The 26,029-nt window shown below is 34.5% G+C and carries 24 protein-coding genes; 16 read left to right on the top strand and 8 right to left on the bottom strand.

Features of this window, described 5'->3' with window-relative positions:
- The first annotated feature begins 5 nt into the window (after positions 1–5).
- On the top strand, positions 6–569 hold the full coding sequence (gene gldD, locus ABEB18_RS03100; RefSeq protein WP_348797570.1) for a gliding motility lipoprotein GldD: 564 nt from the start codon (positions 6–8) through the stop codon (positions 567–569).
- A gap of 194 nt (positions 570–763) precedes the next feature.
- Here the strand turns inward: gldD and ABEB18_RS03095 are convergent, their stop codons facing one another.
- Positions 764–1,138 (bottom strand): heavy-metal-associated domain-containing protein, encoded by a 375-nt coding sequence (locus tag ABEB18_RS03095; protein WP_348797568.1) that lies wholly within the window; start codon positions 1,136–1,138, stop codon positions 764–766.
- Between the two features lie 111 nt (positions 1,139–1,249).
- Between ABEB18_RS03095 and ABEB18_RS03090 the strand changes: the two genes are divergently transcribed.
- Positions 1,250–2,113: a DMT family transporter gene (locus ABEB18_RS03090; RefSeq protein WP_348797567.1), complete on the top strand. Its 864-nt coding sequence runs from the start codon at positions 1,250–1,252 to the stop codon at positions 2,111–2,113.
- A 49-nt stretch (positions 2,114–2,162) separates the two neighbouring features.
- Here the strand turns inward: ABEB18_RS03090 and ABEB18_RS03085 are convergent, their stop codons facing one another.
- On the bottom strand, positions 2,163–3,518 hold the full coding sequence (locus ABEB18_RS03085; protein ID WP_348797566.1) for a M16 family metallopeptidase: 1,356 nt from the start codon (positions 3,516–3,518) through the stop codon (positions 2,163–2,165).
- Between the two features lie 55 nt (positions 3,519–3,573).
- Entirely contained in the window at positions 3,574–4,875 is a 1,302-nt protein-coding gene (locus ABEB18_RS03080) for a M16 family metallopeptidase (RefSeq protein ID WP_348797565.1), read from the bottom strand.
- 277 nt (positions 4,876–5,152) lie between these two features.
- On the opposite strand from ABEB18_RS03080, the gene rplU reads away from it, so the two are divergent.
- Together rplU and rpmA are read left to right on the top strand one after the other, a co-directional pair.
- Positions 5,153–5,584 carry a 50S ribosomal protein L21 gene (rplU, locus tag ABEB18_RS03075; RefSeq protein ID WP_348797564.1) on the top strand — a complete coding sequence of 144 codons (432 nt, stop codon included), beginning with the start codon at positions 5,153–5,155 and terminating at the stop codon, positions 5,582–5,584.
- Between the two features lie 22 nt (positions 5,585–5,606).
- Positions 5,607–5,867 carry a 50S ribosomal protein L27 gene (gene rpmA / locus ABEB18_RS03070; RefSeq protein WP_348797563.1) on the top strand — a complete coding sequence of 87 codons (261 nt, stop codon included), beginning with the start codon at positions 5,607–5,609 and terminating at the stop codon, positions 5,865–5,867.
- Positions 5,868–5,977: 110 nt separating this feature from the next.
- Here rpmA and susR read toward each other — a convergent pair whose 3' ends face one another.
- Positions 5,978–7,576 carry a SusR family glycan utilization regulator gene (susR, locus tag ABEB18_RS03065; RefSeq protein ID WP_348797561.1) on the bottom strand — a complete coding sequence of 533 codons (1,599 nt, stop codon included), beginning with the start codon at positions 7,574–7,576 and terminating at the stop codon, positions 5,978–5,980.
- Positions 7,577–8,024: 448 nt separating this feature from the next.
- Here susR and ABEB18_RS03060 point away from each other — a divergent pair, with 448 nt between their 5' ends.
- The 7 genes from ABEB18_RS03060 to ABEB18_RS03030 all read left to right on the top strand — a co-directional run bounded on the left by ABEB18_RS03060 (position 8,025) and on the right by ABEB18_RS03030 (position 19,295).
- Entirely contained in the window at positions 8,025–8,546 is a 522-nt protein-coding gene (locus ABEB18_RS03060; protein ID WP_348797560.1) for a DUF5004 domain-containing protein, read from the top strand.
- 83 nt (positions 8,547–8,629) lie between these two features.
- The gene (locus ABEB18_RS03055; protein ID WP_348797559.1) at positions 8,630–9,712 is read left to right on the top strand and encodes a hypothetical protein; all 1,083 of its coding nucleotides are present in this window, start codon (positions 8,630–8,632) and stop codon (positions 9,710–9,712) included.
- A gap of 28 nt (positions 9,713–9,740) precedes the next feature.
- Positions 9,741–12,743, top strand: a complete 3,003-nt coding sequence (locus ABEB18_RS03050; protein WP_348797558.1) for a SusC/RagA family TonB-linked outer membrane protein — start codon at positions 9,741–9,743, stop codon at positions 12,741–12,743.
- A 27-nt stretch (positions 12,744–12,770) separates the two neighbouring features.
- A complete protein-coding gene (locus ABEB18_RS03045) occupies positions 12,771–14,273 on the top strand; it encodes a RagB/SusD family nutrient uptake outer membrane protein (RefSeq protein ID WP_348797557.1) in 1,503 nt (500 codons plus the stop codon).
- A gap of 73 nt (positions 14,274–14,346) precedes the next feature.
- Positions 14,347–15,594, top strand: a complete 1,248-nt coding sequence (locus ABEB18_RS03040) for a glycoside hydrolase family 99 protein (protein ID WP_348797556.1) — start codon at positions 14,347–14,349, stop codon at positions 15,592–15,594.
- A gap of 21 nt (positions 15,595–15,615) precedes the next feature.
- Positions 15,616–17,628, top strand: coding sequence for a glycoside hydrolase family 97 protein (locus tag ABEB18_RS03035; RefSeq protein ID WP_348797555.1), 2,013 nt, complete (start codon positions 15,616–15,618; stop codon positions 17,626–17,628).
- A 320-nt stretch (positions 17,629–17,948) separates the two neighbouring features.
- Positions 17,949–19,295: a deoxyguanosinetriphosphate triphosphohydrolase gene (locus tag ABEB18_RS03030; RefSeq protein ID WP_348797553.1), complete on the top strand. Its 1,347-nt coding sequence runs from the start codon at positions 17,949–17,951 to the stop codon at positions 19,293–19,295.
- 52 nt (positions 19,296–19,347) lie between these two features.
- Here the strand turns inward: ABEB18_RS03030 and ABEB18_RS03025 are convergent, their stop codons facing one another.
- The 4 genes from ABEB18_RS03025 to ABEB18_RS03010 form a co-directional block, all read right to left on the bottom strand.
- A complete protein-coding gene (locus tag ABEB18_RS03025) occupies positions 19,348–19,890 on the bottom strand; it encodes a helix-hairpin-helix domain-containing protein (RefSeq protein WP_348797551.1) in 543 nt (180 codons plus the stop codon).
- Positions 19,891–19,910: 20 nt separating this feature from the next.
- A complete protein-coding gene (locus tag ABEB18_RS03020; protein ID WP_348797549.1) occupies positions 19,911–20,813 on the bottom strand; it encodes an OmpA family protein in 903 nt (300 codons plus the stop codon).
- 184 nt (positions 20,814–20,997) lie between these two features.
- A complete protein-coding gene (locus ABEB18_RS03015; RefSeq protein ID WP_348797547.1) occupies positions 20,998–21,927 on the bottom strand; it encodes a DUF3078 domain-containing protein in 930 nt (309 codons plus the stop codon).
- 125 nt (positions 21,928–22,052) lie between these two features.
- On the bottom strand, positions 22,053–23,834 hold the full coding sequence (locus ABEB18_RS03010) for a 1-deoxy-D-xylulose-5-phosphate synthase (protein WP_348797546.1): 1,782 nt from the start codon (positions 23,832–23,834) through the stop codon (positions 22,053–22,055).
- Between the two features lie 124 nt (positions 23,835–23,958).
- Between ABEB18_RS03010 and ABEB18_RS03005 the strand changes: the two genes are divergently transcribed.
- The 5 genes from ABEB18_RS03005 to ABEB18_RS02985 all read left to right on the top strand — a co-directional run bounded on the left by ABEB18_RS03005 (position 23,959) and on the right by ABEB18_RS02985 (position 25,675).
- Positions 23,959–24,198 carry a hypothetical protein gene (locus ABEB18_RS03005; RefSeq protein ID WP_348797545.1) on the top strand — a complete coding sequence of 80 codons (240 nt, stop codon included), beginning with the start codon at positions 23,959–23,961 and terminating at the stop codon, positions 24,196–24,198.
- Positions 24,195–24,374: a type II toxin-antitoxin system RelE/ParE family toxin gene (locus ABEB18_RS03000; protein ID WP_348797544.1), complete on the top strand. Its 180-nt coding sequence runs from the start codon at positions 24,195–24,197 to the stop codon at positions 24,372–24,374. Before ABEB18_RS03005 ends, ABEB18_RS03000 begins: the two co-directional genes overlap by 4 nt.
- A 128-nt stretch (positions 24,375–24,502) precedes the next feature.
- Positions 24,503–24,946: a nucleoside deaminase gene (locus ABEB18_RS02995; protein WP_348797543.1), complete on the top strand. Its 444-nt coding sequence runs from the start codon at positions 24,503–24,505 to the stop codon at positions 24,944–24,946.
- A gap of 174 nt (positions 24,947–25,120) precedes the next feature.
- Positions 25,121–25,282 (top strand): hypothetical protein, encoded by a 162-nt coding sequence (locus ABEB18_RS02990; protein ID WP_348797542.1) that lies wholly within the window; start codon positions 25,121–25,123, stop codon positions 25,280–25,282.
- A gap of 6 nt (positions 25,283–25,288) precedes the next feature.
- On the top strand, positions 25,289–25,675 hold the full coding sequence (locus ABEB18_RS02985; protein WP_348797541.1) for a hypothetical protein: 387 nt from the start codon (positions 25,289–25,291) through the stop codon (positions 25,673–25,675).
- Positions 25,676–26,029: the final 354 nt, after the last annotated feature.

Raw genomic sequence — 26,029 nt, 5'->3', positions numbered from 1 at the left:
ACAAAATGCTTAAAAAAGTCGCAATTGCAGTTGTTTTTTTTACAAGCTGCCTAACTATAATAGGATGTAAAGACGATGTTTTGCCAAAACCATCTAGTTTTTTACGTCTAGATTACCCCGAAGCAGAGTATGTTGGATTTAAAGGAAATTGTCCGTATGAGTTTGATCTGAACTCAAAAGCAATTTTAAAAGAGGATAAGGAATGTGGTTACTCTATTACCTATCCAAAAATGAAAGCCACCATTTACTTAACCTACAAACCTGTAAATGGGGATATAAAAAAACTACTAAGAGATGCACAAAAATTAACCTATGAACATGTCATAAAAGCAGACGATATACTTGAACAACCATTTGTAAATCCTGATAAAAAAGTATATGGTATGTTTTATCAAGTAGATGGAAATGCAGCCACAAATTCCCAATTTTATCTCACCGATAGCATTAAACATTTTGTAACCGGATCTGTTTATTTTTACACAAAACCAAATTACGATTCGATAATGCCAGCAGCAAGTTATTTAAAGAACGACATGCAACGTTTAATGGAAACTATGAAGTGGAAGTAGGCTTTAGTAATTAGCAAACAGCCCGTAGTCTATATTCCTAAGCGGATAGTGCCTCTATAAAAACATAAAACTCAGCCTATATCTGAGTAACAAAAATCAATAGAGTCTAATAGAAAATTAAAAAGCATTCGCCAAAAACGAATGCTTTTCATTTATAAAATTTTATAATATAATTGCTAAGACCAATAAGCCTTTTACGACTTCATGTTAGATACTTTATAGGTTTGTCCGTCTCCAGTTTCCTCAACAATTTTAGTTAAACTTTCTGGAGTTTGAACCGTTTTGTCAAAAGTAACCGTAGCTATTTTTTTGTCAAAATCCACTTTAGCAGTTTGCACTCCGTCTAATTCTGTTAATTCTTCTTGAATCGTTTTAGCACATCCTACAGCGCAAGTCATTCCTTCGATGGTAAAACTTGCCGTTTGTAAATTTTCAGCAGCTATTTGCTTTTTTACTTTTGGAGTTTCTACCTCTGCAGTTGGCTTATCTCCCTCAGCCTTATTGTCTTTACAACTTATCAATACCAAACCAGTAAATGCTAAAATTGCGAATGATTTTATAAAGTTCATATATAGAAATTTTAGATTAATTTAATTCTTTTTAAATTTAAAACAAAAATAAACAAAATTAAAGCCTTAAAAGCCAAATTTATTACAAATTTGCATTAAAATTTACTCAAAATGACACAACAACTCAAATGGTTATTTTTACTGATCCTTTCTTTGATTTGGGGAAGTTCCTTTATATTAATTAAAAAGGGACTAATCGGTTTGAGCGCTTTACAATTAGGCTCTTTACGAATTATTTTTGCAGCACTTTTTCTAATAATTATCGGTTTTAAAAGTTTATCCAAAATCCAAAAACACCAATGGAAATTTATCGCGCTAACATCATTATTTGGAACTTTCATTCCTGCTTATCTTTTTGCAATTGCCGAAACCGAAATTGACAGTTCGATAACGGCAATATTAAATTCCTTGACTCCATTGAATGCTTTACTAATTGGAGCTTCTTTTTTTGGGATTACATTTCATAAAAATCAGGTTTGGGGAGTAATTATTGGTCTTTTTGGATGCTTACTTTTGGTTGTTAATGGCGCCATTAACCATCCAGAACAAAATTATTATTACGCTATATTGGTTTTAATAGCATCGATTTGCTACGCTTTAAATGTCAATTTAATCAAAAGATATTTATCCGATTTGACTTCCTTGAGTATCACAACTGGAAATTTCTTAATTCTACTCTTCCCAACTTTGGCAATATTATTTTCTACAGATTTTCTCGAAGTTGTTCAGGTAGAAAAAGCCCAACATTCGTTATGGTACATTCTCATTTTAGGGGTAGTTGGCACTGGGATTGCAAATGTAATTTTCTTCAAGTTAATTCATATTTCATCTCCTGTTTTTGCCACATCGGTAACATATATCATCCCAATAGTCGCTTTGTTTTGGGGATTACTTGACAACGAAACCATTACTTTTGTTCAAGGTATAGGTGCCTTTATAATTTTGGTTGGAGTTTATTTATCTGCAAAAAAATAGTCTCTCTTATAAACACAAAAAAGGCTGTTCAATTGAACAGCCTTTCATTTTATTTATCAATAAGTGTTCCGTATTTATCAAAATAAAACATTGGAATTTCTAATTTTTCTAAATTTGGTGCAATTTCAGAACCTTTACCTACAATAACAATTCGGATATTATCTATCAAAAAATAGCTATTTGCTACTCTCAATATATCATCAGTCGTTACTGCATTAATAGTTTGAATGTATTTTTCATAAAAATCAGTTGGTAGTTTTTCAGTTTCGGTATTCAAAGCATAACGAGCAACAGCTTGAGGTTTCTCTACTTGCATTACAAACCTTCCGATATAACCAGCTTTGACTGTTTTAAGCACATCTTCAGTTACTTTTTCGGTTCTAATTCTTTTTATTTCTTTGATAAATTCTACAACTGCACTATGAGTAACCGCATTTCTAACAGCAGATTTGGCATAAAACTTAGTACAAAACTTTCCTGCACCAATGCTCGAACGAGCACCATATGTCCATCCGTTTTTTTCTCGCAAATTCATATTTAAATAACTATTAAAATCACCACCCAAAATTTGGTTAGCAATTACAGCAGGAAAAAAATCAGGATCACTCATTTTTAAATTCACCGTATTCACCAAAGTGATTTCGGATTGAACTGCGTTTGGAACATCAACTAAATTGATTTGCAAATTGGAAACATTCATAGGAGTCTCATAAGAAGTTTTTGGAATACTTCTTTTTTCCCAAGACCCAAATAATTTCTCAACTGCAGCTTTTACATTACTGAATTTCACATCACCTACAATGACCAAATAAGCATTTTCGGGAACAAAATAATTATGATAATTCGTTTCTACATCCGAAAGAGTAATATTATTCAATGTCTTTTCGGTCATAAACTCTCCAGACGGATGTTTTTTCCCAAAAGCCAACACATCTACTACTCGATTAGCAATTGCAGGTACACTTTTTTTCTCTGCCTTTAAACCTTCAATTAGTTTAGCCTTCTCTTTATCGAATTCTTCCTGAGTAAAATTAGGATTCAGCGCTCCTTCAGCCAATAGTTCTAATACCCTGCCACTGTATTTAGAAAGTGAATTGGCAGTGGCTCCGTGTGAACTAAAATTAATATCGGCTCCATAAAAATCTATCTCTTCATTAAAAGCTGCTTTTGAAATTGATTTACTTCCATTCCCAATTAAATTACTAGTCAATTCATCGACCCCTTTTATGTTTCCTTCTGTAAAAAGAGCATTATCTAAGGTTAAATTAAAAGTAACTCGAGGGAGTTTGTGATTTTCAACAATTAACACCTTCATACCATTATCCAAAACAATGGTTTGAGGTTTTTTTATATTGATTACAGGTGATTTTCCTGATACGGGTTGTATGTTATATTGCGTAGACATATTTAATTATAATAATAACAAATGAATACTAATCTTTCCTAAGATTTTAATTTTCTTAATTATGAACCTTTGTAGGTATATAATCCAAAAGCAAACGTTGATTTGGGTTCAAGTATTTCTGGGCAACTGTTCTGATTTCTTCTCGAGTTATAGAATGATACAATTCAATTTCGGTATTGATTAAATTTACATCTTTATACAACAAATAATAAGTTGCCAGATTGTTAGCGATTCCTTCTATAGTCGATTTTGCATTTACAAAAGTGTTATCAAACTTATTTTGCAATTTCTGATAATCCTTTTCAGAAATTAAATCGGTTTGAATTTTCACAACCTCTTCGTCAATTTCTTTACGCAAATCAGCAATCGAGAATCCATCCATTGGCAATCCGTATAAAATATACATACCATAATCTTCTTGGCTGAAACTGAAAGCTCCAATTTGCAAAGCTAACTTTTTCTCATCAACCATTTTTTTATACAATTTAGAACTTTTACCATCACTCAAATAAGACGAGATCAGATCTAAAACTCGTGCATCTCTACTTTTCATTGAAGGTGTTCGATAACTGGCCACCAACATCGGAATATGAATATTAGGATCTTCATAAGTCGCTTTGATCGTTTGTGTAATCGGCTCTTCGATATATTCTTTTTTTGGTGTTACTATCCCTTTCGGAATATCACCAAAATATTTCTGAATCCATTCTTTGGCTTGCTTTACTTCGAAATCTCCAGCAACCACAAGTACGGCATTATTAGGAATGTAAAATTTTTTATTAAAATCTTGAAATTCTTCTAAGGTTGCAGCATCTATATGCTCCATAGAACCAATTGTAGTCCAACGATAGGGGTGTTTTTGAAACATATGTTTTTTTACCGCTCCCAAAATATTCCCATAAGGTCTGTTATCATAATTGGTTCTTTTTTCCTCTTTTACAACTTCGTTTTGAGTATCAACTCCAATTTGGTTGATTATAGGATGTTTTAATCGTTCGGACTCCATCCAAAGTCCCAATTCTAAATTATTAGACGGAAATATTTCGTAGTAATAAGTTCTATCGTCAGTAGTATTGGCGTTATTAGTTCCTCCATTTGAGGTAACAATCTTAAACCACTCCCCTCTTTTTATATTTTGAGTTCCTTCAAATAATAAATGCTCAAAAAAATGTGCAAAACCAGTACGTTCTGGAGACTCATCTTTGGCTCCAACATGATACATAACTGAGGTGATTACAACAGGAGCTGAATCATCATGATGTAAAATTACATGTAGTCCGTTATCTAAGTCATATTCTTCAAAATCTACTTTTGGGGTAGAAGCTACTCCTCCTAACATTAATGTATTATTCGACATTATTCATACTTTTTAGATAAAGATTATTAATTAATAATTTTCTATTGCCAATCTTTGGGGTTTTATCGCAACAAAAATACTTTTTTTATTCTGCAGTAGGTTAGTAAATTTAGCCTTAACAATATATTAACCATATCAGATAATACAACTGTAACTATTTCAAATACAAGCCCAAATCCATTCTTTTAAAAGATAAAAATATTTTTTAAATAAAGAATTGCAGACTAAATATTTAATTGTATATTTGCAACCTTAAAAATTATTAAAAACATTCAGTATGTACGCAATCGTAGAGATAGCAGGGCAACAGTTTAAAGTAAGCAAAGACCTAAAGGTTTACGTTCACCGTTTAGCAAATGAAGAAGGATCAAAAGTATCTTTTGATAAAGTTTATTTGGTAGATGACAACGGATCAATCACAATAGGCGCCCCAGCTATAGAAGGTGCTTCAGTAGAAGCCAAAGTGTTACAACACTTAAAAGGTGACAAAGTTATCGTTTTCAAAAAGAAAAGAAGAAAAGGATACAAAAAAAGAAACGGTCACAGACAATATCTTACTCAAATTGTAATTGAAGGAATTACTACAGGAGGAAGCACTAAAAAAGCAGCAGCTCCAAAAAAAGCAACAGTTGAAGCAACTACAGAAGAAGCACCAGCTCCTAAAGTAAAAAAAGCTCCAAAAGCTAAAAAAGAAGATACACAAGAATAATAACAAAATAAACTAATACGTCATGGCTCACAAGAAAGGTGTCGGTAGTTCGAAGAATGGTAGAGAATCAGAATCAAAACGTTTAGGCGTTAAGATTTTTGGTGGTCAAGCTGCTATTGCTGGAAACATCATCGTAAGACAAAGAGGTTCAAAACACAATCCTGGTGAAAACGTTTACATCAGTAAAGATCACACTTTACATGCAAAAGTTGATGGAGTTGTTTTATTCCAAAAGAAAAAAGATAATAAATCTTATGTTTCTATAGTTCCATTTGAAGCATAATCTAAAAAAATTATCATAATCACAAAACCCGTCTCATTACAATTGAGACGGGTTTTTTATTTCTTTGCACTTTTTCAAAAAAGAATTCCCAATGCAGACAACCAAAAAAACTAAATTGCCCTTATAGCCATAATTTGCTGTTCAAAAGTATCTTTCATTTTAGATTTACTCTTTATTCTAGTTTTGTAAGTATAAATAGTTGCTACTGACAACTCCAAAAAATCAGCCATTTGATTTGCATCTTGAATTCCCAATCTATACAAAGCAAAAATGCGAAGTTCTGTGTTAAGCAACTCCCCTTTTTTGATAATCGACTTATGATCATCTGTAAATAAATCATTAAATTCAATTACAAAAGTTGGAAACAGTTTCAAGAAAATCTCATCAAATTGATGAAACAAATGCTCTCTTTCTTCCTTTACACTATACCGCTTCAAACTCGAAATCACCTCATCGGTTTTCTTTGATATAATTTTTTGAATAGTACTCTTTTGAATGTGATCTATCTTACTAATCAGATCCGAAGAAGCTTTTATAAAATACGCAATATACTCTTCCTTAATCGTATTGGTTTCACTCAATCTTACATTCATTTCTTGCAACTGACTAAGCGCTTCTGCCATTACCTTTTTGGATGCATTTTTCTCTTTAAGCTGTTTGAAAATGATAATCAAAAAAACAACGATAATCAACGCAAAAACAGTCAACAAGATTATAATCTTTTCCAATAAGTCATTTTTACTTTTCACCTTACTAAACTGAGCCTTTTCTATGATTGGTAAAATGGATGATATCTCAATTTTTCTATGTCTTGCATCATAAAAAGTAGCATCATCCATAGCCAAATTCACATACCTATTAGCCGTTTCTATATCTCCTAATTTAAAAAGCTCATTAGCAAGATTACGCAATGCCACAGTCTCTTTGGTTGCGTTTTCTACATCAGCAATTGCAGCCAAAGCCAAATATTCTATAGCCTTCTCTTTGTCTCCTCCTTCAGAATAAATATAACCAAGACTAGACGTAGCGATCCCATAGTATTTTGGAGGCAATTCGAAATTATTAATCCAATAATTGAATGCTTTTTCAGCACCAACCCAATCTTGCTGTTTCATGCGCTCTAAACTTTCGGCCGCCCAGTAATCATTTGAATTAGGTTGTGCCACAGCCAACGCTTTCTTAAGATATTGATTACCCATCTGCACATATTGAACACTATATCTCATATCTTTATTATAATCGACTAAATCATAATACACTCTAGCCTTTATGGTGTAATATTCGTACTGAGCCCCAATATCTAACGCATCAGGTTTGACCGTATTCAAAGTATCAATAGCTTCTTTAAAAAGACCAGACGAAAGCAAAATAAAACCTTCCTTAATTTTGGTTTTAGCCATCAATACAGGATCTTTCAGATCAGCCGCTTTTAATTTTGCTTCTTCCAAATAATAATAAGCCGAATCATACTTAAAGGATTTATACTCTTCAAACAACTGCATATAAGCTCCATACAGTTTTTTATCTTCCTTATTAATAACAAACTTATGAACGCTAGTCTTAAGAACTTTTATCTTAGAATACTTCAAACGAATATAATACTCCTTTTTCTGTAAAACTTTCTCTAAATTTTCTAAAGAAGGATTTATGCTTTTTGCTGACAAAGCAGTACAAAACATAAAAATCAATACAACTATCAATCTTTGCATCTTACTTACAATTTATTTTTTTGACTTTAGTATAAAAGAATTCACATCACCCACAAAGCGACAAAGCTTCATTTTTACCACTTATTTACGTTTTTGAAAGCTTTTACTTACTCGATTTTTCTCTCACATCAACTAAATGTTAAATATAGTCTAAATAAAATTTATTTGATAAAAATTTCAAAGTATTAATGTGTAATTAAAAATTAAATCATAATTTATTTGAATATTATTATTTTTATTGTGTTTTTTAACTGTTTTTGATTCTAAATTCAATCTTGATTTTTTAAAGAGCGCTTATTTTACAACTACCTTATTTTTAACTATTTAAATAAGAAATCAACTCATTTCTATCTTGATTTTTCATAAATTTTTTTTCTGTGCGATTTTATACATCTAATTTCGATTCATTCATTCAAACAGATCAATAACTAACAAAACCAAAAAATTTATGAAATGTAAAAGCATGTATGGGCTAGTAGTATTACTATGCTTACTATTCATCGGATGTGATCAAATAGACGATGGAAATTATGTAGAGCCAATAACGGTTTACGAAAAAGTAAATGGAAATTGGACTTTAATGAACTTGAAAATGGTAGATGAATTTGCAAAAAAGAATGCCATTGAGCCCAGTGAACAAAATTTAAGTACACTTTTTAATTACCCTGATTTTGTAATCAATTTTAGTGTTGATGATAAAAATCAGCCTACAACTTATGAAGTAACAGGTAATGTCCCTCCTTTATTTGCTCCAAGAGGATACTGGAAACTCAACTCTAGTTTTCAGCAAACCGATGCAACTGCAAACATCATTTACCTCTATAGTGATGCTCAAAAAACTAATAAAACCGACGAACTCAAAGTAACATCTGTACCAGGAAATAATGACCAAATGGAGATCCAATTAATCAGAAGTTCAGAGGGTACCGCTTTTGTCTCTTATATTTTTAAGTTAAAGGCAGTTAATTAGTTGATAGAAAAGCCAAAAAGCTTATCACAACAACACTAAATAAGGTTACGAAATATCTAACCGATAAAACAAAAAATTACTATATGAAAAACATAATATATACAATTGTACTGGCTATTTTTACAATTCCTAATTTGGTTCTGGCTCAAGAATCTGCAGGTTCAGTAGGAAGCATGAGTTCTTATCCTGTTGTTTATAAATACGACGAACAGGTAACATGGTACTTCGATTTATCGAGTACAACTTTTACACCCAACGAAGATGTTTATCTATGGATTTGGTCTCCATCGGAGCCAGATGCTGGTAACTGGGAACATTCTTCAGACTTTGCCAAATTAAAACACGAAAGTGATGGCATATGGAGTTTTACCTTGACTCCTACCGTTTATTTTTCTAAAACTCCAGAAGAAATTGCAGCCAGCGCTGGTTTTTGGTTTAGATTAAAAAACTTTAATGGCTCTAAACAATCTGAAGTTGCCAATATGCCTTACACCGATTTTTCTTCTTTTTATACTGCCAATGAACTCATTCGATCTTATCCAACAAAGCCAACTATTGACAAAGGAGTAAGCATTTTATTCAATTCAAATTTAAAAGAAGGTTTTGAAGGTGTTCCGAGTGTTCACTTTCATAGTGGTTTAAACAATTGGGGGGTACTACAAGAATATCAAGCTTGGATTCCAGAAGTTTCAGAAAAAACCAAGCTAAAAGATTTAGGCAATGGTTTTTATAGAATGGACTTAATTCCGCAAGAATACTACAATACTGAGCCTGGTTATGTTATGGAAAATATCGTTTTCCTCATGGTAGCTAAGGATTGGACAACAAACTCTGGAGACCAGATCCTGTATGCAGGCGAGTTCATACCGCCACCTCCACCTACATTTGGTTTTTTCCCATTACAAATCAGCCAAAGAGATTTTTTAGGTATGTCCAGAAAAAACAACGAATCGGGTGTCAACAAACTGATCTACACTATTACTGCAGGTAGCAAGATTATAACAGGAGAATTTGCCGGTAATACTTCCGAAATAAAAGGATTTGTCAATTTGGTTTCAGAGTTAGACGGAATTCAAGGTCTTACAGAAATACATGTCTTGGTAAAAGACAATAAAGACAAAATAATTTCTGATACGACGATGCCGCTTAAAACTTTAGACAAATAACAAACTATCAAACTAAACACCAATTCTAATGAATAGTAAACATAAAATAAGAACCCTAAACCTAATTTGGGGAAACAAATCATTGTTCTTGATGATTCTGATGCTTTTTCTATCAGCAGGATCGTATGCACAAGAAAAAAAGAAAGTTTCAGGAACCGTTTATGACAGTACTGGAGGAGCATTACCCGGGGCAACAATATTAGAAGTTGGCACAAAAAATGCAACAGCAACAGATTTTGACGGAAGCTTTACACTCGAAGTTACAGTAGGAAATACTTTGGAGGTTTCTTTTATAGGGTCAACTACCCAAAAAATCAGAATTACAGATACGACTTCAAAATTAAATATTCATTTACAAAATGATGGCTACCAATTGGCCGAAGTACAAATAGTTTCGGTTGGTTACGGTACTGTGAGAAAAGGAGATCTGACAGGAGCTATTTCTACTGTTAAAGCGGATGATTTAGTTAAAGGAACAATCTCTTCGACAGAACAAGTTTTGCAAGGAAAGGTTGCCGGATTAAATGTTATACGCCCTTCGGGCGATCCGAGTGCAGGCTCTACATTGCGCTTACGTGGAGGAACTTCACTAACAGCAAGTAATAGCCCATTGATAGTGGTAGATGGAATTGCAGGAGTAGATATAAACGTAGTGCAACCCGCAGATATTAAAACTGTTGATGTTCTCAAAGACGCATCAGCAACAGCAATTTATGGATCTAGAGGCGCAAATGGTGTCATTATCATAACCACAAAATCAGGAACAAAAGGGGTTTCTGTTGTCTATAGCGGATTATCAAGCGTTGGCTATGTTGCGGACAATTTAGATTTATTATCAGCAAACCAATGGAGAGGTTATGTACGCCAAACCGGGAATATGGATGCTATTGATTATGGTGCAAATACAAATTGGCAAAAAGAATTAGAGCAAACTGCCATTTCACAATCACATACTTTGAGCATCAATTCTGGCAAAGCCGAAAGTGGTTTTAGAGCTTCACTATCCTATTTGAATAACGAAGGTGTAATAAAAACGACAGGCCTTGAAAGATTAAGCGGCAATATAAGTGCTTATCAATACTTGGGCGAAAATAAAGAGGTCAAATTTGATATGGGGATATTTGCCAACATAGACAAATGGCACCCATTAGACTACAGGATTTTTGAACGCGCTTATAATTTAAACCCAACAATTCCAGTATATAATTCTGATGGTGAATTTTCAGTTGTAAATGCAACTCTTTATGAAAATCCAGTAGAAATCTTAACCAATAGAACCGTTGATAATGAACGACACAGAATACTCGGATATTTTAAAACCGAAGTCAAACTTTTTAATGATTTTACTGTTGCGGCAAACGTTTCATTAGAACATAATGCTGTTCAGGCCAATACTTACAAACCATCATACGCCGTTATGGAAGGAAGAAATGAAGATGGTTATGCCCAAAAAACCTACTCTGAATATACAAACGGACAAGGCGAAATTTACTTAAACTATTCTAAAACAATAGATAACCATAACATTAGTGCAATGGCAGGTTATTCCTATTTCCAGAACATATACAAAGGTTTTGGCGCACAACGTAGCGGATTTGTCACTGATGAATTTAGTTATAACAACTTAGGAGCGGGATACAACTATCGATTGGGAGATGTGTATTCGTACAAAGGAAAATCAAACTTAATTTCATTTTTTGCCAGAGCAAATTATAGTTATGACAGCAAATATTTGTTTACGGCCACGGTAAGACGTGATGGTTCAAGCCGATTTGGTGAAAACAATAAATGGGGAACATTCCCATCTGCATCTGTTGCATGGAAAATATCCAATGAAGATTTTATGAGTGGAACCAAAAACTGGTTAGGAAACTTAAAATTTAGATTAGGATATGGCGTAACGGGTAATCAAGACGGAATAGGCGAATACAAATCACTTTCTATTTTAGGAGTAGGCAATGATAGTTACTACGACCCTGTAACAGACTCTTGGAGTTTAGCCTATTCACCAACACAAAATCCAAATCCTGATTTAAAATGGGAATCAACTGCACAACTAAATATTGGTATCGACTTTGGTCTTTTTGACAGGATTACGGGTTCATTTGAATGGTATTCTAAAAAAACCAGCGATTTACTATACACTTACGAAGTCCCTCAACCTCCTTATTTAGTAGGCACTATGCTTGCCAATGTTGGAGAAATGTCTAACAAAGGGGTAGAACTTTCTTTGAATGCCGATATCATTAGAGGAGACAAATTTACTTGGGATGCCAATATGACTTTGGCTCATAACCTTCAAAAAATCGAAAAATTATCCAACCCAACCTACAGTACCGACGTAATTTACAGTGGTTCGCTACACGGATTATCTGGAATGTCAGGTCAATATTCACAAATTATTGCCGAAGGATATCCTGTTGGAACTTTTTGGGGATTTGAAAGTGCAGGTTTAGACGAAAACGGAGCGATGTTATACTACAACAAAGCTGGTGACAAGATACTTGCAGATGCTTTAAACGATGAGGAAGACAAAAGAGAACTTGGTAATGTACAACCTGATTTTACCCTAGGAATAGGAATGAATTTTACTTACGGAAATTTTGATCTTGGCATTTCAGGTTACGGAATGTTTGGTCAAAAAGCATTAAATGCTACTAACATGATGCTAAATGACCCAAACAGATTACCTACCTATAACGTACCGGATGATTTCTTAAACAGCGGCCTTACCAGTGCACCCAAATATTCAAGTTATTGGATAGAAGATGCTTCTTTCTTTAGACTTCAAACTATGACATTGGGATATACGTTGCCTGTAAATTGGAAAGGAGCTAAACTTAGAATGTACCTCTTGGGCGAAAATCTAGCAGTATTTACAAACTACAAAGGAGTTGACCCTGAAATTGGTCTAAATGCTCAAGACGGTTCCGATCAAACAGGATTGGCAGCTCCAGGTATAGACAAATACAACAACTATCCTAGACCAACAACCATTTCAATCGGATTAAATTTTACGCTAAATAATTAAGCTAATAGATAACTAAAAATATATAAAATGAAAATCAAAATAATAGCATTATTAATCACAAGTATGCTTTTTACTATTTCATGTACCGATTTGGATGAAGAATTATATGACAAAGTAGAAGATGGAAACTTTGGTAAAACTACCAAAGAAATTGATGCGCTAGTAGGCGGAGCTTATTCGTCGTTAAGAGGATTTGCTGACGGAATTACAAACTCTTATCCAACAAGTGAATATGTTTTTTTCTTAAACGAAACAGTTTCTGATGAAGCTACTATTCCTACTAGAGGAACCAACTGGTACGATGGCGGACAATATCAAGAAGCACAAAAACACACTTGGAAAGCTGACAACAGAATGATTCTTTCGGCTTGGCGTTACAATTATACCGGAATTGCTAAGATAAACTCCATTATTTATCAAATAGACAAATCGGCTCTAACAACCGATCAAAAAGCACCAATTTATGCAGAATTGAAAGCATTGAGAGCTTACTATTACTACAATCTTCTAGATTTATTTGGCAATGTCCCTATTGTTACCAACTTTGAAGATGTAGGATTGCCAACAAATTCTACCCGAAAACAAGTGTACAACTTTGTCGAGAAGGAATTATTAGATGCTATCCCTTACCTGAACTCAAATGTGGTATATTCTAAAATGACCAAAAATGTAGCTTACTCATTATTAGCAAGATTGTATTTGAATTCTGAAGTTTATATAGAAACTGCTCGTTGGCAGGATTGTATTGATATGTGCCAAAAAATTTCAGGCTACACACTAGCAACAGACTTCTTTGCCAATTTTGCGACCGAAAATCAAAAATCTCCTGAAATCATTTTTGCCATTCCTTATGATTCAAAGGCAGGAACCGTTGGAAATTATATGAACTCTATGTCTTGTCATTATTTGCACAAACTGACAGTATCTGTAACGGGAGATTTTCCTTGGAGTGCAAACGGAATGTGTGCTCAACCTGGTGTTTATTCGGCCTTTTCTGATACCGATAAAAGAAAAAAATGCATGGTAGCAGGAGATCAAATCAATCTAGCCACTGGAACGGTAATCATCATGGACAACGGTGAACCTTTGACTTATACCGAAGAAGTAAATAGCGTATCGGATGCCAAAGACAACCAAGGTGTACGCTTAGGTAAATATGAAATGAAAGAAGGCGAATTATGGGAAAGAGATCATGATCTTGTACTGATTCGTTACGCCGAAATTTTGATGATGCAAGCCGAATGTTATGTGCGTTTAGGTTCACCCGATTTGGCTATACCTTTTGTACAACAAATCACAACTCGTGCTGGTGAAACTATGCCTGACACGATTAATCTAGACTTTATAGATCAAGAACTCCTCAAAGAATTTACATTCGAAGGAAAAAGAAGAACCGACAACATCCGCTTTGGAACATTCTTCCTTCCATGGTGGGAAAAAGGACCAACAGAAAAATACAGAGGCATCTTCCCTATTCCGAGTACCGTTCTTACTACAAATACGAATCTAGTACAAAATCCTGGGTATTAGATTATCAATTGTCAGTCTCCTATGTTGGTTAGTCGTAGGAGGCTGATATTTTTTAACACTCAAAAAAAATAAAATGAAAAGATATATATCCTTGTTGTGCATTGGTATAATCAACATTATAACAGTGTCAAGCTGTAGTAGTGATGATAAAAAGTCAGATCCTCCAACGCCTTCTACAGAAGACTTAAAACCCGTACCCATAGAAAAAGCAAACAACACCAAAATTTACATGCATTATATGGCTTGGTTTGAAACAAACGAAAGTAGTTCCGATAAAAAATGGGGATACCATTGGACAATGGCTAATAAAAACCCAAATAACATTGACTCTAATGGTCGTCGAGAAATCGCTTCGTACTACTACCCTCTAATTGGCCCTTACCATTCGGGTGACAAAGCAGTGATCGAAAATCATTTGTTACTGATGAAATACGCAGGAATCGATGGCGTTTTAATCGATTGGTACGGAACCTACGATCTTAATGATTACAAAATGATCAAAGAAAATACAGAACAACTTATTGCCATGCTAGATGATGTAGGTTTAGAATATGCAATTGTTTACGAAGACCGCTTTTTGAACAATATTGTCAATGCCAATTTAGCTCCAACAATATCTAGCGCTGCCAAAACAGACATGAATTATTTACAGACCCATTACTTTTCTGACTCAAATTATATCAAAATAAACAACAAACCATTATTGCTGAATTTTGGTCCAATCACACTAACCACACCCGATGATTGGACAGCAGCATTTAGCGGTTTAACAACCAAACCAACGTTTTTGACACTTTGGGATCATTCGGTTTCGGCAGGAACAAATGCTTCTGGCGAATATGCTTGGGTATATAAAAACAATACCTATTTGACCAATTTTTACACCAATACTGCTCCAAAATTATCTGTAGCAATGGGAAGCGCTTACCCTGGCTTCAAAGATTTTTACAAAGAAGGAGGTGCTGGAGATGAAATTGGCTGGACAATAGAGCACAACAACGGGACAACTCTTGAACAAACACTCGCAATGGCAAAATCTGCCAATGTCAATTATCTCCAATTAATTACTTGGAATGACTTTGGAGAAGGTACAATGATTGAACCAACAAAAGAATTTGGATATACCTATCTCGAAAAAATAAAAACTTTTGCAGGTGTAAAAAACACCAATAGTGCTTTTGCAGATATTAGCACACTTTATAATTTGAGAAAAGAAAAAAAAGGCAATACCGATGCTCAAAAAAAACTCGACAATGTCTTTGATTATTTTGTGTCTATGCAACCTGAAAAAGCAAAACAATTATTAAACGAAATTAAGTAAACAACAATGCAAATAAAAAAAATGAGAAAAACGATATATAGATTTTGCCTAATAGGTTTTGTATTTGCATTATCCTTATCCTGCAATAGCCCAAAAGAACATACTATTACATCCCCAAACAAAAACAACGAATTAAAATTTAGTTTAACCAATACAGGACAACCTCAATACAGCCTGTATTCTAATCAAAAAACAGTTATAGAACCCTCATTATTAGGCTTTGAATTTGATGGAATTTCTAAAATGACGGATGGCTTTGAAATTGTTTCTATTGAAGAAAACTCAAGCAATACCACTTGGGAACAACCTTGGGGAGAATTCAAAAAAATCAAGGACAATCACAACGAATTAATCGTTCATTTAAAAGAATCTAAAGGAGAAGAACGAGTAGTCGATATTATTTTTCGAATTTTTGATGACGGATTAGGTTTTAGATATTCATTTCCTAAACAACCTCATCTTGACAAGGTGAAAATTACTAACGAAATCACTCAGTTTACTTTTCCGTTTGATAACGAAGTTTGGTCAATACCGGTTCATAGAGACAATAGCTATTACGAAAGCGAATACAAAAAAAGCTTTATCAGCCAAACAGACACCATTAATACACCAGCAACTTTTGAAACCAAAGACAAATTATTTGTAGCCATTCACGAAGCCAATCTTACCGATTTTGCTTCAATGACTTTATTAAAACAAGACGGTAATCAATATAAAAGTGATTTAGTCCCTTGGGCAGATGGTGTCAAAGTATATGCGCAAACTCCATTCGTTACCCCTTGGAGAACCATTATTATAGGCAAAAAACCAGGAGATTTGGTTACCTCAACATTAATGTTAAATCTTAATGAACCCTCAAAAATTACAGACATGTCTTGGATAAAACCTTCCAAATATATTGGAATTTGGTGGGGAATGCATCTCGAGAAATACTCTTGGGGTCAAGGACCAAAACACGGTGCTACAACCAAAATCACAAAAGAATACATCGATTTTGCATCCAAAAATAATTTAGACGGAGTTCTAGTTGAAGGATGGAATATTGGCTGGGATGGCGATTGGACAGCTGATGGAAATGTGTTTAGCTTTACAAAACCATATCCAGATTTTGACTTGAAGGAAATAACCCAATATGCTGCCTCAAAAAAGGTCCGCTTAATTGGTCACAACGAAACTGCTGGTGCCTCAAAAAATTATGAAAATCAATTGGACGAGGCGTTCAAACTGTACAATAGTTTAGGCATAAATACCGTAAAAACAGGTTACGTAAACAAGTATTTGGATAAAAAAGAATGGCACGACAGCCAATACGGAGTTCGCCATTATAGAAAAGTAATCGAAACCGCTGCAAAATACCAAATCATGATCGATAATCATGAACCTGTAAAAGGAACAGGATTGCAACGCACCTATCCAAATTTGATGACCCAAGAAGGAGCACGAGGACAGGAATATAATGCTTGGTCTGCCGATGGTGGAAACTCACCAGAACACACCACTATTTTACCGTTTACCAGAATGCTTTCTGGCCCTCTTGATTACACCGCTGGTATTTTCAATTTTGATTATAAAACACCAAATAATGCTAAAGTACAAACAACCTTGGCGAGTCAATTGGCATTATATGTAGTCGTATTTAGTCCGCTACAAATGGCAGCCGATTTACCAGAAAATTACGAAGGAAAACCAGAATTTAAATTCATCCGTGAAGTTCCTTGTATTTGGTCAGACACCAAAGTATTGGATTCAAAAATTGGTGAATATGTAACCATTGCCCGAAAAGATTGGGACGAAAAAAACTGGTACTTAGGTTCGATAAGCAATAAAGACGCTAGAAAATTAAAGGTTTCATTATCCTTTTTGGAGGAAGGCAAAACCTATAAAGCCGAAATTTACTCAGATGGACCAGGAGCCAATTACAAAACCAATCCTTATCCTGTTACAATAGAAACTAAAACCGTCACAAATCAATCCCAATTGGATTTAAATTTAGCTCCTGGAGGGGGAACTGCCATCAAGTTTATACTTCAATAGCCAATTCAAAAAAAGAAACGGCCATTTCGATATATGAAATAGCCGTTTCTTCTTTTTATACCACTTCGGTTTCCACGCTCACACGCATTTTTTTGCAAAGTTAACTTAAACTAAAAATTTGGGCGTGCCCCCTTTCTTGCAAAAGGGCAAATTCTGTTTGTGGTTATACGCCCTTTTGCAACAAAGCGGTCGGGCTATCCGTACTACTTTGGTAGTTTACTGCTATCCCTCACGCAGTTAAACAACAACTTTAGAGATTGCAAAAAATCTTAAAATAAAATGTATTTTTGGTTCAATTAAATCGACAATCAAAAATCACGATGAACTGGGAACAACTCTTATCTTTAAAACGTCAGGGCGACAAAGGAAAACGATTACGAACCGAACAAGACGATACGCGTTTGGGCTTTGAAGTAGATTATGACCGAATCATTTTCTCCTCTGCTTTTAGAAGTTTACAGGACAAAACCCAAGTCATCCCGCTCTCTAAAACCGATTTTGTACACACTCGTCTTACCCACAGTCTGGAAGTTTCGGTTGTAGGACGTTCGTTAGGGAGATTGGTCGGCAAAAAAATCTTAAAAAAATATCCTTACTTAAAAGATGTTCACGGTTACCATATGAATGATTTTGGCGCTATAGTAGCAGCTGCATCATTAGCACACGATATCGGCAATCCACCTTTTGGACATTCGGGAGAAAAAGCAATTGGAGAATTTTTCTCTATTGGAAAAGGATTGCAATACAAAGAGCAACTTTCGCCAAAACAATGGCAAGATTTAATTGATTTTGAAGGAAATGCCAACGGCTTTTCGGTTTTAAACAGTTCGCGACCAGGTGTCGATGGCGGAATCCGACTTTCATACGCCACGCTTGGCGCTTTTATGAAATATCCAAAGGAAAGTTTACCCAAAAAACCCACTAAAAATATTGCTGATAAAAAATATGGCTTTTTCCAGACTGATAAAGATTTCTTTCAAGAAGTTGCAACCGATATGGGAATGATTCCAAACAAAAAAGGAAACGATATTGGATTTGAAAGACATCCGCTGGCTTATTTGGTCGAAGCTGCCGACGATATTTGCTACACAATTATCGATTTTGAAGACGGAATTAATTTGGGTTTGGTCTCTGAGGATTTTGCTTTAGAATATTTAATCAAATTGGTAAAAGACAACATTGACACTTCAAAATACAAAACTTTAGAAACCAAAGAAGATCGAATTAGCTATCTAAGAGCTTTAGCTATAGGTAGTTTGATTAATGATGCCGTACGAGTTTTTATCGAAAATGAAGAAGCCATCCTAAAAGGAGAATTCCCTTATGCCTTAATGGATAAAAGTAAGTACAAAGCCCAAATGGATGACATCATCAAAATAAGCATCAAAAACATTTATCAGAGTCGTGAGGTAGTAGAAAAAGAAATCGTTGGCTATCAAATCATTCAAACCTTATTGGATAAATTTGTCACAGCCTTCAATAATAAATACGAAGGCAAACTATCTAATTATGACAATTTGCTCTTAAAAATGCTACCCGAAAAACACCAATTGGTCAAAGACAATTTATACGAAAGATTACTTCATATTTGTCATTTTGTTTCGATGCTTACCGATGGAAATGCTTTAGAATTGTACGACACCATCAATGGGAAAAAAACAAATTAGATTTATAAAAAAACCGACGTTATCGCCGGTTTTTTTTAATATAAAACAAAAACTATTCTTTTCCGCCATCAAGAGCATCCTGCCAGTCTTTCAATTCTTGCCATTTGCCTTCATAGGCCAATTTAGCTTGTCTGGACCACGTTCCTGGATTATGTACCGAATACGCTTCGCCTTCAGCATTTAGAATGGCTTGCAATTTATCGGTTGCTGTTTCAGAAAGTGCTAACCAAGTCGTGATACCGGCTTTATGGAACAAATCTTCTATTTTAGGACCAATTCCTTCTATGACTTTCAAATCGTTCTCTTTGATTTTTTTTCCGTAAATACTTGCTGCTAGATCTGCATTAAACACAATTAATGGAGCTGCAAATGATTGAATAGTTTTAGAAACATTTAGTTTTGCATTGGCCAACTCACCTTCAAGTTCACTAATTCTAATGGATAATTTTTTAGAATTGGCTCTACAAGCATCTAATTCAGATTGTAAAGAAACAGTAATATCATCTGACTTAGAGTTCATTTTCCCTAATAAGTAACCAAGGATTCCACAGATTAACCCTACTAGTGCAGGAATTAAGATACAAGGTATATTCATAATATTATTTTTTTAGTTGATTATTTGATTGAAATTACTGCTCTACGATTTTTGGCTTGTCCTTCTGGAGTTGAATTGTCTTCTATTGGTTCATTTTGCCCTTTACTCGTAGCCTCAATTTTTGAAACATCTATTCCTTTATCAGACAAATAGTTTTTTGCAAAATCAGCTCGTTTTTGACCTAAAATAACATTAGGCTCACTTTTTCCAACATTATCAGTATGCCCCACTACCGAAACCGTTGCTTCTGGAACATTTTGAATGTATTTTACAATATCGGCCAATTTACTTTTTTCGGCATCACTTAACTGTTCTGTTGCTTTATTGGTTTTGAAGTATAAAACCAGAGGATCGGCATTTATTTTTACCTTGAGAGTTGACCATTCGTCGGTTGGAGTTATAGCTTCAGAAATCTGATATTCGGCTGGTCCTAATAAAGTATCTAAATCCATTTTCCAAGTTTCTTGAACAACTCCTTTAAGATCAAATTGTCCATCTGGCAGGCCTTTCGAAACAAAAAAATCTTTGATCGTATGCGCCCTTGCTAACGCGAGGTTTTCAAATTGGGTTGTGTTTTTCTCGTCTGAAGTAGCATAACCTGTAATCAAAATTCTTTGATTTGGATTGCTAATCAGATAATCTTTCAGACTAATGATTCCAAGAGTTACAGAATCTTTGACAGGCGTAATTATGATTTCGCTGTTCTTTAAAAATTTCAAATTCTGATTGGTATGATAATCAAAACCTGACCCAGAAATCACAAAAGGTACAAAATTAGAATCGCTACTAGGAGTTGTTACTACTTTTTCGGGCGATCCAGTTGGGGGCTCAACACAGCAATTGCAGCAAAATTTCAAATACAAAAAAGTACCCAAAATAATTGTTACCACAATGCCTAACAAGTAAAGTGCTTTTTTAGACATAAGTTATAATGTTAAGATTTACTCAAATTTAACAAAAAAACAAACGCATAACACCTTAATAATCAGATATTTCAAAACTTAATTATAGAATAACAATTGAAAAACAGAGATTCATTTAGAAAAATTCCGAAGTATTCAAACTATTATTAGAAACGGATAAAAGAAATTCCTTCAAACATTCAGACTAAAACACGTATTCTAAACCAATAGCCAATACTTGCTTTAACTGTACTTTTGCCCCTTCGTTGTATTTTACCCCGTCAACTTCTTTAATAACGTCAACATCTTCATCGTAAACTAAGTTAAAACCAACATTGGCTTTTACATACTGATTCACGGTCAGATAGGAGAAACATTGCCAATCTACATCTATATTCCCAAAATTATGCAAGTAATCGGTATATAATGTCAATCGGTTTTTTAAAATGATATTATTAAAAATTTCTCTCTCTAGGTAATTAGTTACTAGAATTCCGAGTTCTGTTTTTTCTTTTTCTCCTTCAACAAGCAAATTTCCGTTTTCGTCATAAACCGCCTTTTTTACACCATAAGCTCCAGAATTGGCTAGATCTTGATCTAAAACTAATGTGTTTTTTAGAGTAACTGGAGATAAATATAAAGTAAAATTTTTGGGTTTATAAATATACTCTGATCCTATACCCAAAAAAGTATATGCTGGAGCAAAAGGTTTCGAAATAGGATTCTCGGTATTGGGATAACTATAACCATTTGTAAACTGGGTATTGAAATTTAATTTTGCCGAATGGTACCAATTTGAAGAAGGACTTGTTCGTAAACCATAAGTTGAATTAAGTTTGAATGCATCATCGGTTTTTCTAAGCTCGATACCTTCTTGCTTATTCAATCCGTATCTAAAAAAAAGTTCGTTAGACCAAACTTGATAATCATCCTTATAGTCGTATTTCAAATCCCCTCTAATTACCCCTGTAATGGCACTTGTACCCCCAGCACTCCAATTTACAAAAGCAATTTCCGAAAGATCAACCCCTAAGACATTCTTATGTTTCCAATGAGAAATAGTGTCTGGCTTTTTGGTTACAATCACATTCGAGGGTTCTGAATTTACCTTTTGAGACGAAATTGTATCTGACAAACTTGTGATTATCTTTACTTGTGCGAAACTACAAATAGAAAAAAGTAAGAATATAATTGTATAATATTTAATAGAAATCGTCATATTTAAAAAAATCGTATTTTAAACCCGCAAAATAGTTAATTTCAATAACTTGAAAAAATAATTTTCAAACTATCAACTGATATTCCGCAAGAATGCTGAAGCTCTGTAACTGAACCCTGTTCGATAAAAGTGTCAGGAATTCCTAAAAGCTGAATTCCAGAATTGTACGCATTCTTAGCTGCAAATTCTAAAACAGCACTTCCAAAACCACCTTTTACAGTTCCATCTTCAACAGTAATTATCATTTCAAATTGATTGAAAATTTGGTGCAATTGAGATTCGTCTAATGGTTTTACAAATCCAAAATCATAATGGGCAAAATTTTCCGAATACGCTATTTGACCCAAGGCCAAAGCAACATTGTTTCCGATTGCCCCTGTAGATAAAACAGCAATTTTTGAACCTTCTTTCAGACATTTTGCCTTACCAATTTCAATTTCTTCGTATTTCCCAAAGTGCAATTCTTTCCAATCATAAATAACACCTCTACCTCTTGGATATCGAATAGCTATCGGATGTTCCAATCCCAACTGTGCGGTGTATAAAATATTTTGCAATTCGATTTCATTCAGCGGGGCATGGATAATCATGTTGGGAATGCATCGCAGATAAGCCAAATCAAAAATACCATGATGGGTGGCTCCGTCTTCGCCCACCAAACCAGCTCTGTCCAGACAGAAAATCACTGGTAAATTTTGCAAAGCCACATCGTGAATTACTTGGTCGTAGGCACGTTGCAGAAAAGTAGAATAAATATTGCAATACACCATCATTCCCTGCGTAGCCATTCCAGCAGATAAGGTAACGGCATGTTGCTCGGCAATACCCACATCCAAAGCGCGTTGTGGAAAGATATCCATCATAAATTTTAGCGAACTTCCCGATGGCATTGCCGGTGTGATTCCAACAATTTTTTCGTTCTTTTTGGCTAAATCTAAAATAGTTAATCCAAAAACATCTTGATATTTCGGAGGTAAATGTTCTTCTTGTTTCAGAATGATTTCACCTGTAGCAGCATCAAATTTACCAGGCGCATGATACTTTACCTGATTTTCTTCGGCTTGTTGCAATCCTTTTCCTTTGGTGGTAATCAGGTGCAAAAACTTTGGCCCTTTTATTTCTTTTAATCGTTTTAATTCCTGAAGAACGGCAAAAATATCATTGCCATCTATTGGTCCCGAATAATCGAAATTCAGTGATTTGATGATGTTGTTTTTTCGTGGATTTTTCCCCTCCTTAACCGCTGTGAGGTATTTTTTGAGAGCTCCAACACTTGGATCAATTCCGATAGCATTGTCGTTGAGAATCACCAATAAATTGGCATCAGTCACACCAGCGTGATTCAGACCTTCAAATGCCATTCCGGATGCAATCGAAGCATCGCCTATAACTGCAATATGCTGTTTCTCGAAATCGCCTTTCAGATTAGAAGCAATAGCCATTCCCAAAGCAGCCGAAATAGAAGTCGAAGAATGCCCCACTCCAAAAGAGTCATATACGCTTTCGCTTCTTCTCGGGAAACCAGAAATCCCGTTTAGTTGACGGTTGGTATGAAAGTTCTCTCTTCTTTCAGTCAAAATTTTATGTCCGTAAGCTTGATGTCCTACATCCCAAACCAACAAATCTTCGGGAGTATTAAAAACATAATGCAACGCAATGGTCAGTTCCACCACCCCAAGACTAGCTCCAAGATGACCTTCTTTGGTCGCCACAATATTGATGATAAAATCACGTAATTCCTGTGCCAACTGCGGAAGTTGATCTTCGTCAAGCAGGCGTAAATCGGTTGGATTGTATATGTTTTGTAGTAAATTCTTGGTCATTTCACAAAGGTACAAATTGAATTCTTATTTTTGCCACTATGGAAAACCCTTTCACCGATGATAACTTTATGAAAAGTGGAAGGTTTATGAAATCTTTTATAACTTTGAAGTAAATCTCAAGAATATGAATGTAGAAACACAACGCCGAAATATTGTACACAGAATATTGGATACTGAGAATGTGCAATTATTGAATCAGATTGAAGATTTACTGAACAATGATATTTATGCCTATTCAACAGCTGGGAAACCATTCACAACTAAAGAGTATAAAAATCATTTGAACGAAATCATGAAGCTTTCTGATGCCGGAGAGATTGGGTACTCAACCGATGAGGCAAGAAAAAAAATAATAAAAAAATGAAGCCAGTTGTCTGGTCTCCCCAAGCAGTTATTTCCATACAAAATTGCTACGATTATATTTATTCCAAAAGTCCTCAAAATGCCGATTTAGTTGTGGAAACCTTGTTCGATTTAGATGAAAAGCTAAATTTATTTCCCGAGAAGAACCCGATAGAACCTTTATTTAATTCGGAATAAATTAGATTTTTTCCAAAATGGAATTTTAAAATTATATACAGGATAGAAGAAAATAGAATTTATATTCTGGATGTTTTTTCAACTCATCAAAATCCTAAAAATTTCAAATTATAGTTTTTTTTTAATACATGATAAACCCTTTCACCGACGAGTACTTTATGAAGAAAGCTTTGCAGGAAGCCGAAATGGCTTTTGAAAAAGGCGAAATTCCCGTTGGTGCCGTTGTGGTGGTCAATAATACGGTGATTGCCCGAAGCCATAATTTAACCGAAATGCTGAACGACGTTACCGCCCACGCCGAAATGCAGTCCATTACCGCCGCGGCCAATTACCTAGGCGGAAAATACCTCAAAGATTGTACGCTGTATGTAACTTTAGAGCCCTGCCAAATGTGCGCTGGAGCTTTGTATTGGAGTCAGATTTCTAAAATTGTCTTTGGTGCCCGCGACGAACACCGCGGATTTCTAACTATGGGAACCAAACTGCATCCCAAAACCACCGTGGTTTCTGGCGTGATGGAAAATGAAGCTGCTGATCTGATGAAACGGTTTTTTGCAAGCAGGAGGAAATAGTTTTTAAAAAAAATGAAACTCACTCATACTCTGGTGCTCGATTGCATCGAGTACCTACTTAAATTAAAAAGACAAAATGTAGCGTTTGCAACGCGGTTTAGAAGCGATACATTTCTTATGTCAACTATTTTGTATAAATATTCTTCTTAAAATAATATATTTGAAATAAAAACGATGTCGGAGAAATACAAAGTAATAGACAGTACAATACCAACTTTTATAACCATAACGGTAGTTGACTGGGTAGATTTGTTCATTAGGCCTATATATTGTAATATTTTAGACGAATCTTTAAATTATTGTATCAAAGAAAAAGGATTGAGTGTGCATGCCTAAGTGTATATGAGCAGTCATATTCATTTGATTGCAACGGCTTTTGATGGAGAATTGCAAAATATAATTCGGAATTTTAAAAAGTTTACATCCAAAAAATTAATCGAAGCTATCAAAGAACACCCTGAGAGCAGACGGGAATGGCTTTTAAGAAAATTTAGTTATGAAGCTCAAAAATCTGGGCGAGCCAAGAATTATAAATTGTGGCAAGACGGATTCCATCCAATTATTTTAGATAGTTTAGAACAAATGGAACAACGTATGAAATACATTCATTATAATCCTGTAGAAGCCGAAATTGTATTTCATGAAAGGGATTATGTGAATAGCAGTTACAGAAATTATGAGGAAGAAAACAAGATGTTTTGCAATGTGAATGTTGAACCGTTGTGGTAATTGATTTTATCGAACCGCGTTGCAAACGCTATATTTTGTTCTAAAAAAAAAAGTAGGTACTCAATGCAATCGAACACCAGAGGGGGGGTATTATTATGGAATTGCCTTCAGCTTCAGCTGGAGGATTTAGTTTTGACAAAAAAAGGCTTTAGCCAAATAAAATTGATGATTTTTTAGGCTAAAGCCAATTCCTTTTTAAACTTTACTATCTCCAGCTAAAGCTGGAGGTAATTAAATTGTATGTTTCGAACACTTATAATTATAAATCTACGATATCGGGCATATATTAGTTCTGATTCTTCATTTTCAGTGTTATGTCGCCAATATTGTAACTATAAATTGAAGCTGGTAAAA

This window comes from Flavobacterium adhaerens (assembly GCF_040045115.1).
Classification (GTDB): domain Bacteria; phylum Bacteroidota; class Bacteroidia; order Flavobacteriales; family Flavobacteriaceae; genus Flavobacterium; species Flavobacterium adhaerens.
The sequence above is the reverse complement of the archived record's forward strand: the minus strand, read 5'-3'. Positions and strand labels throughout refer to the sequence as shown.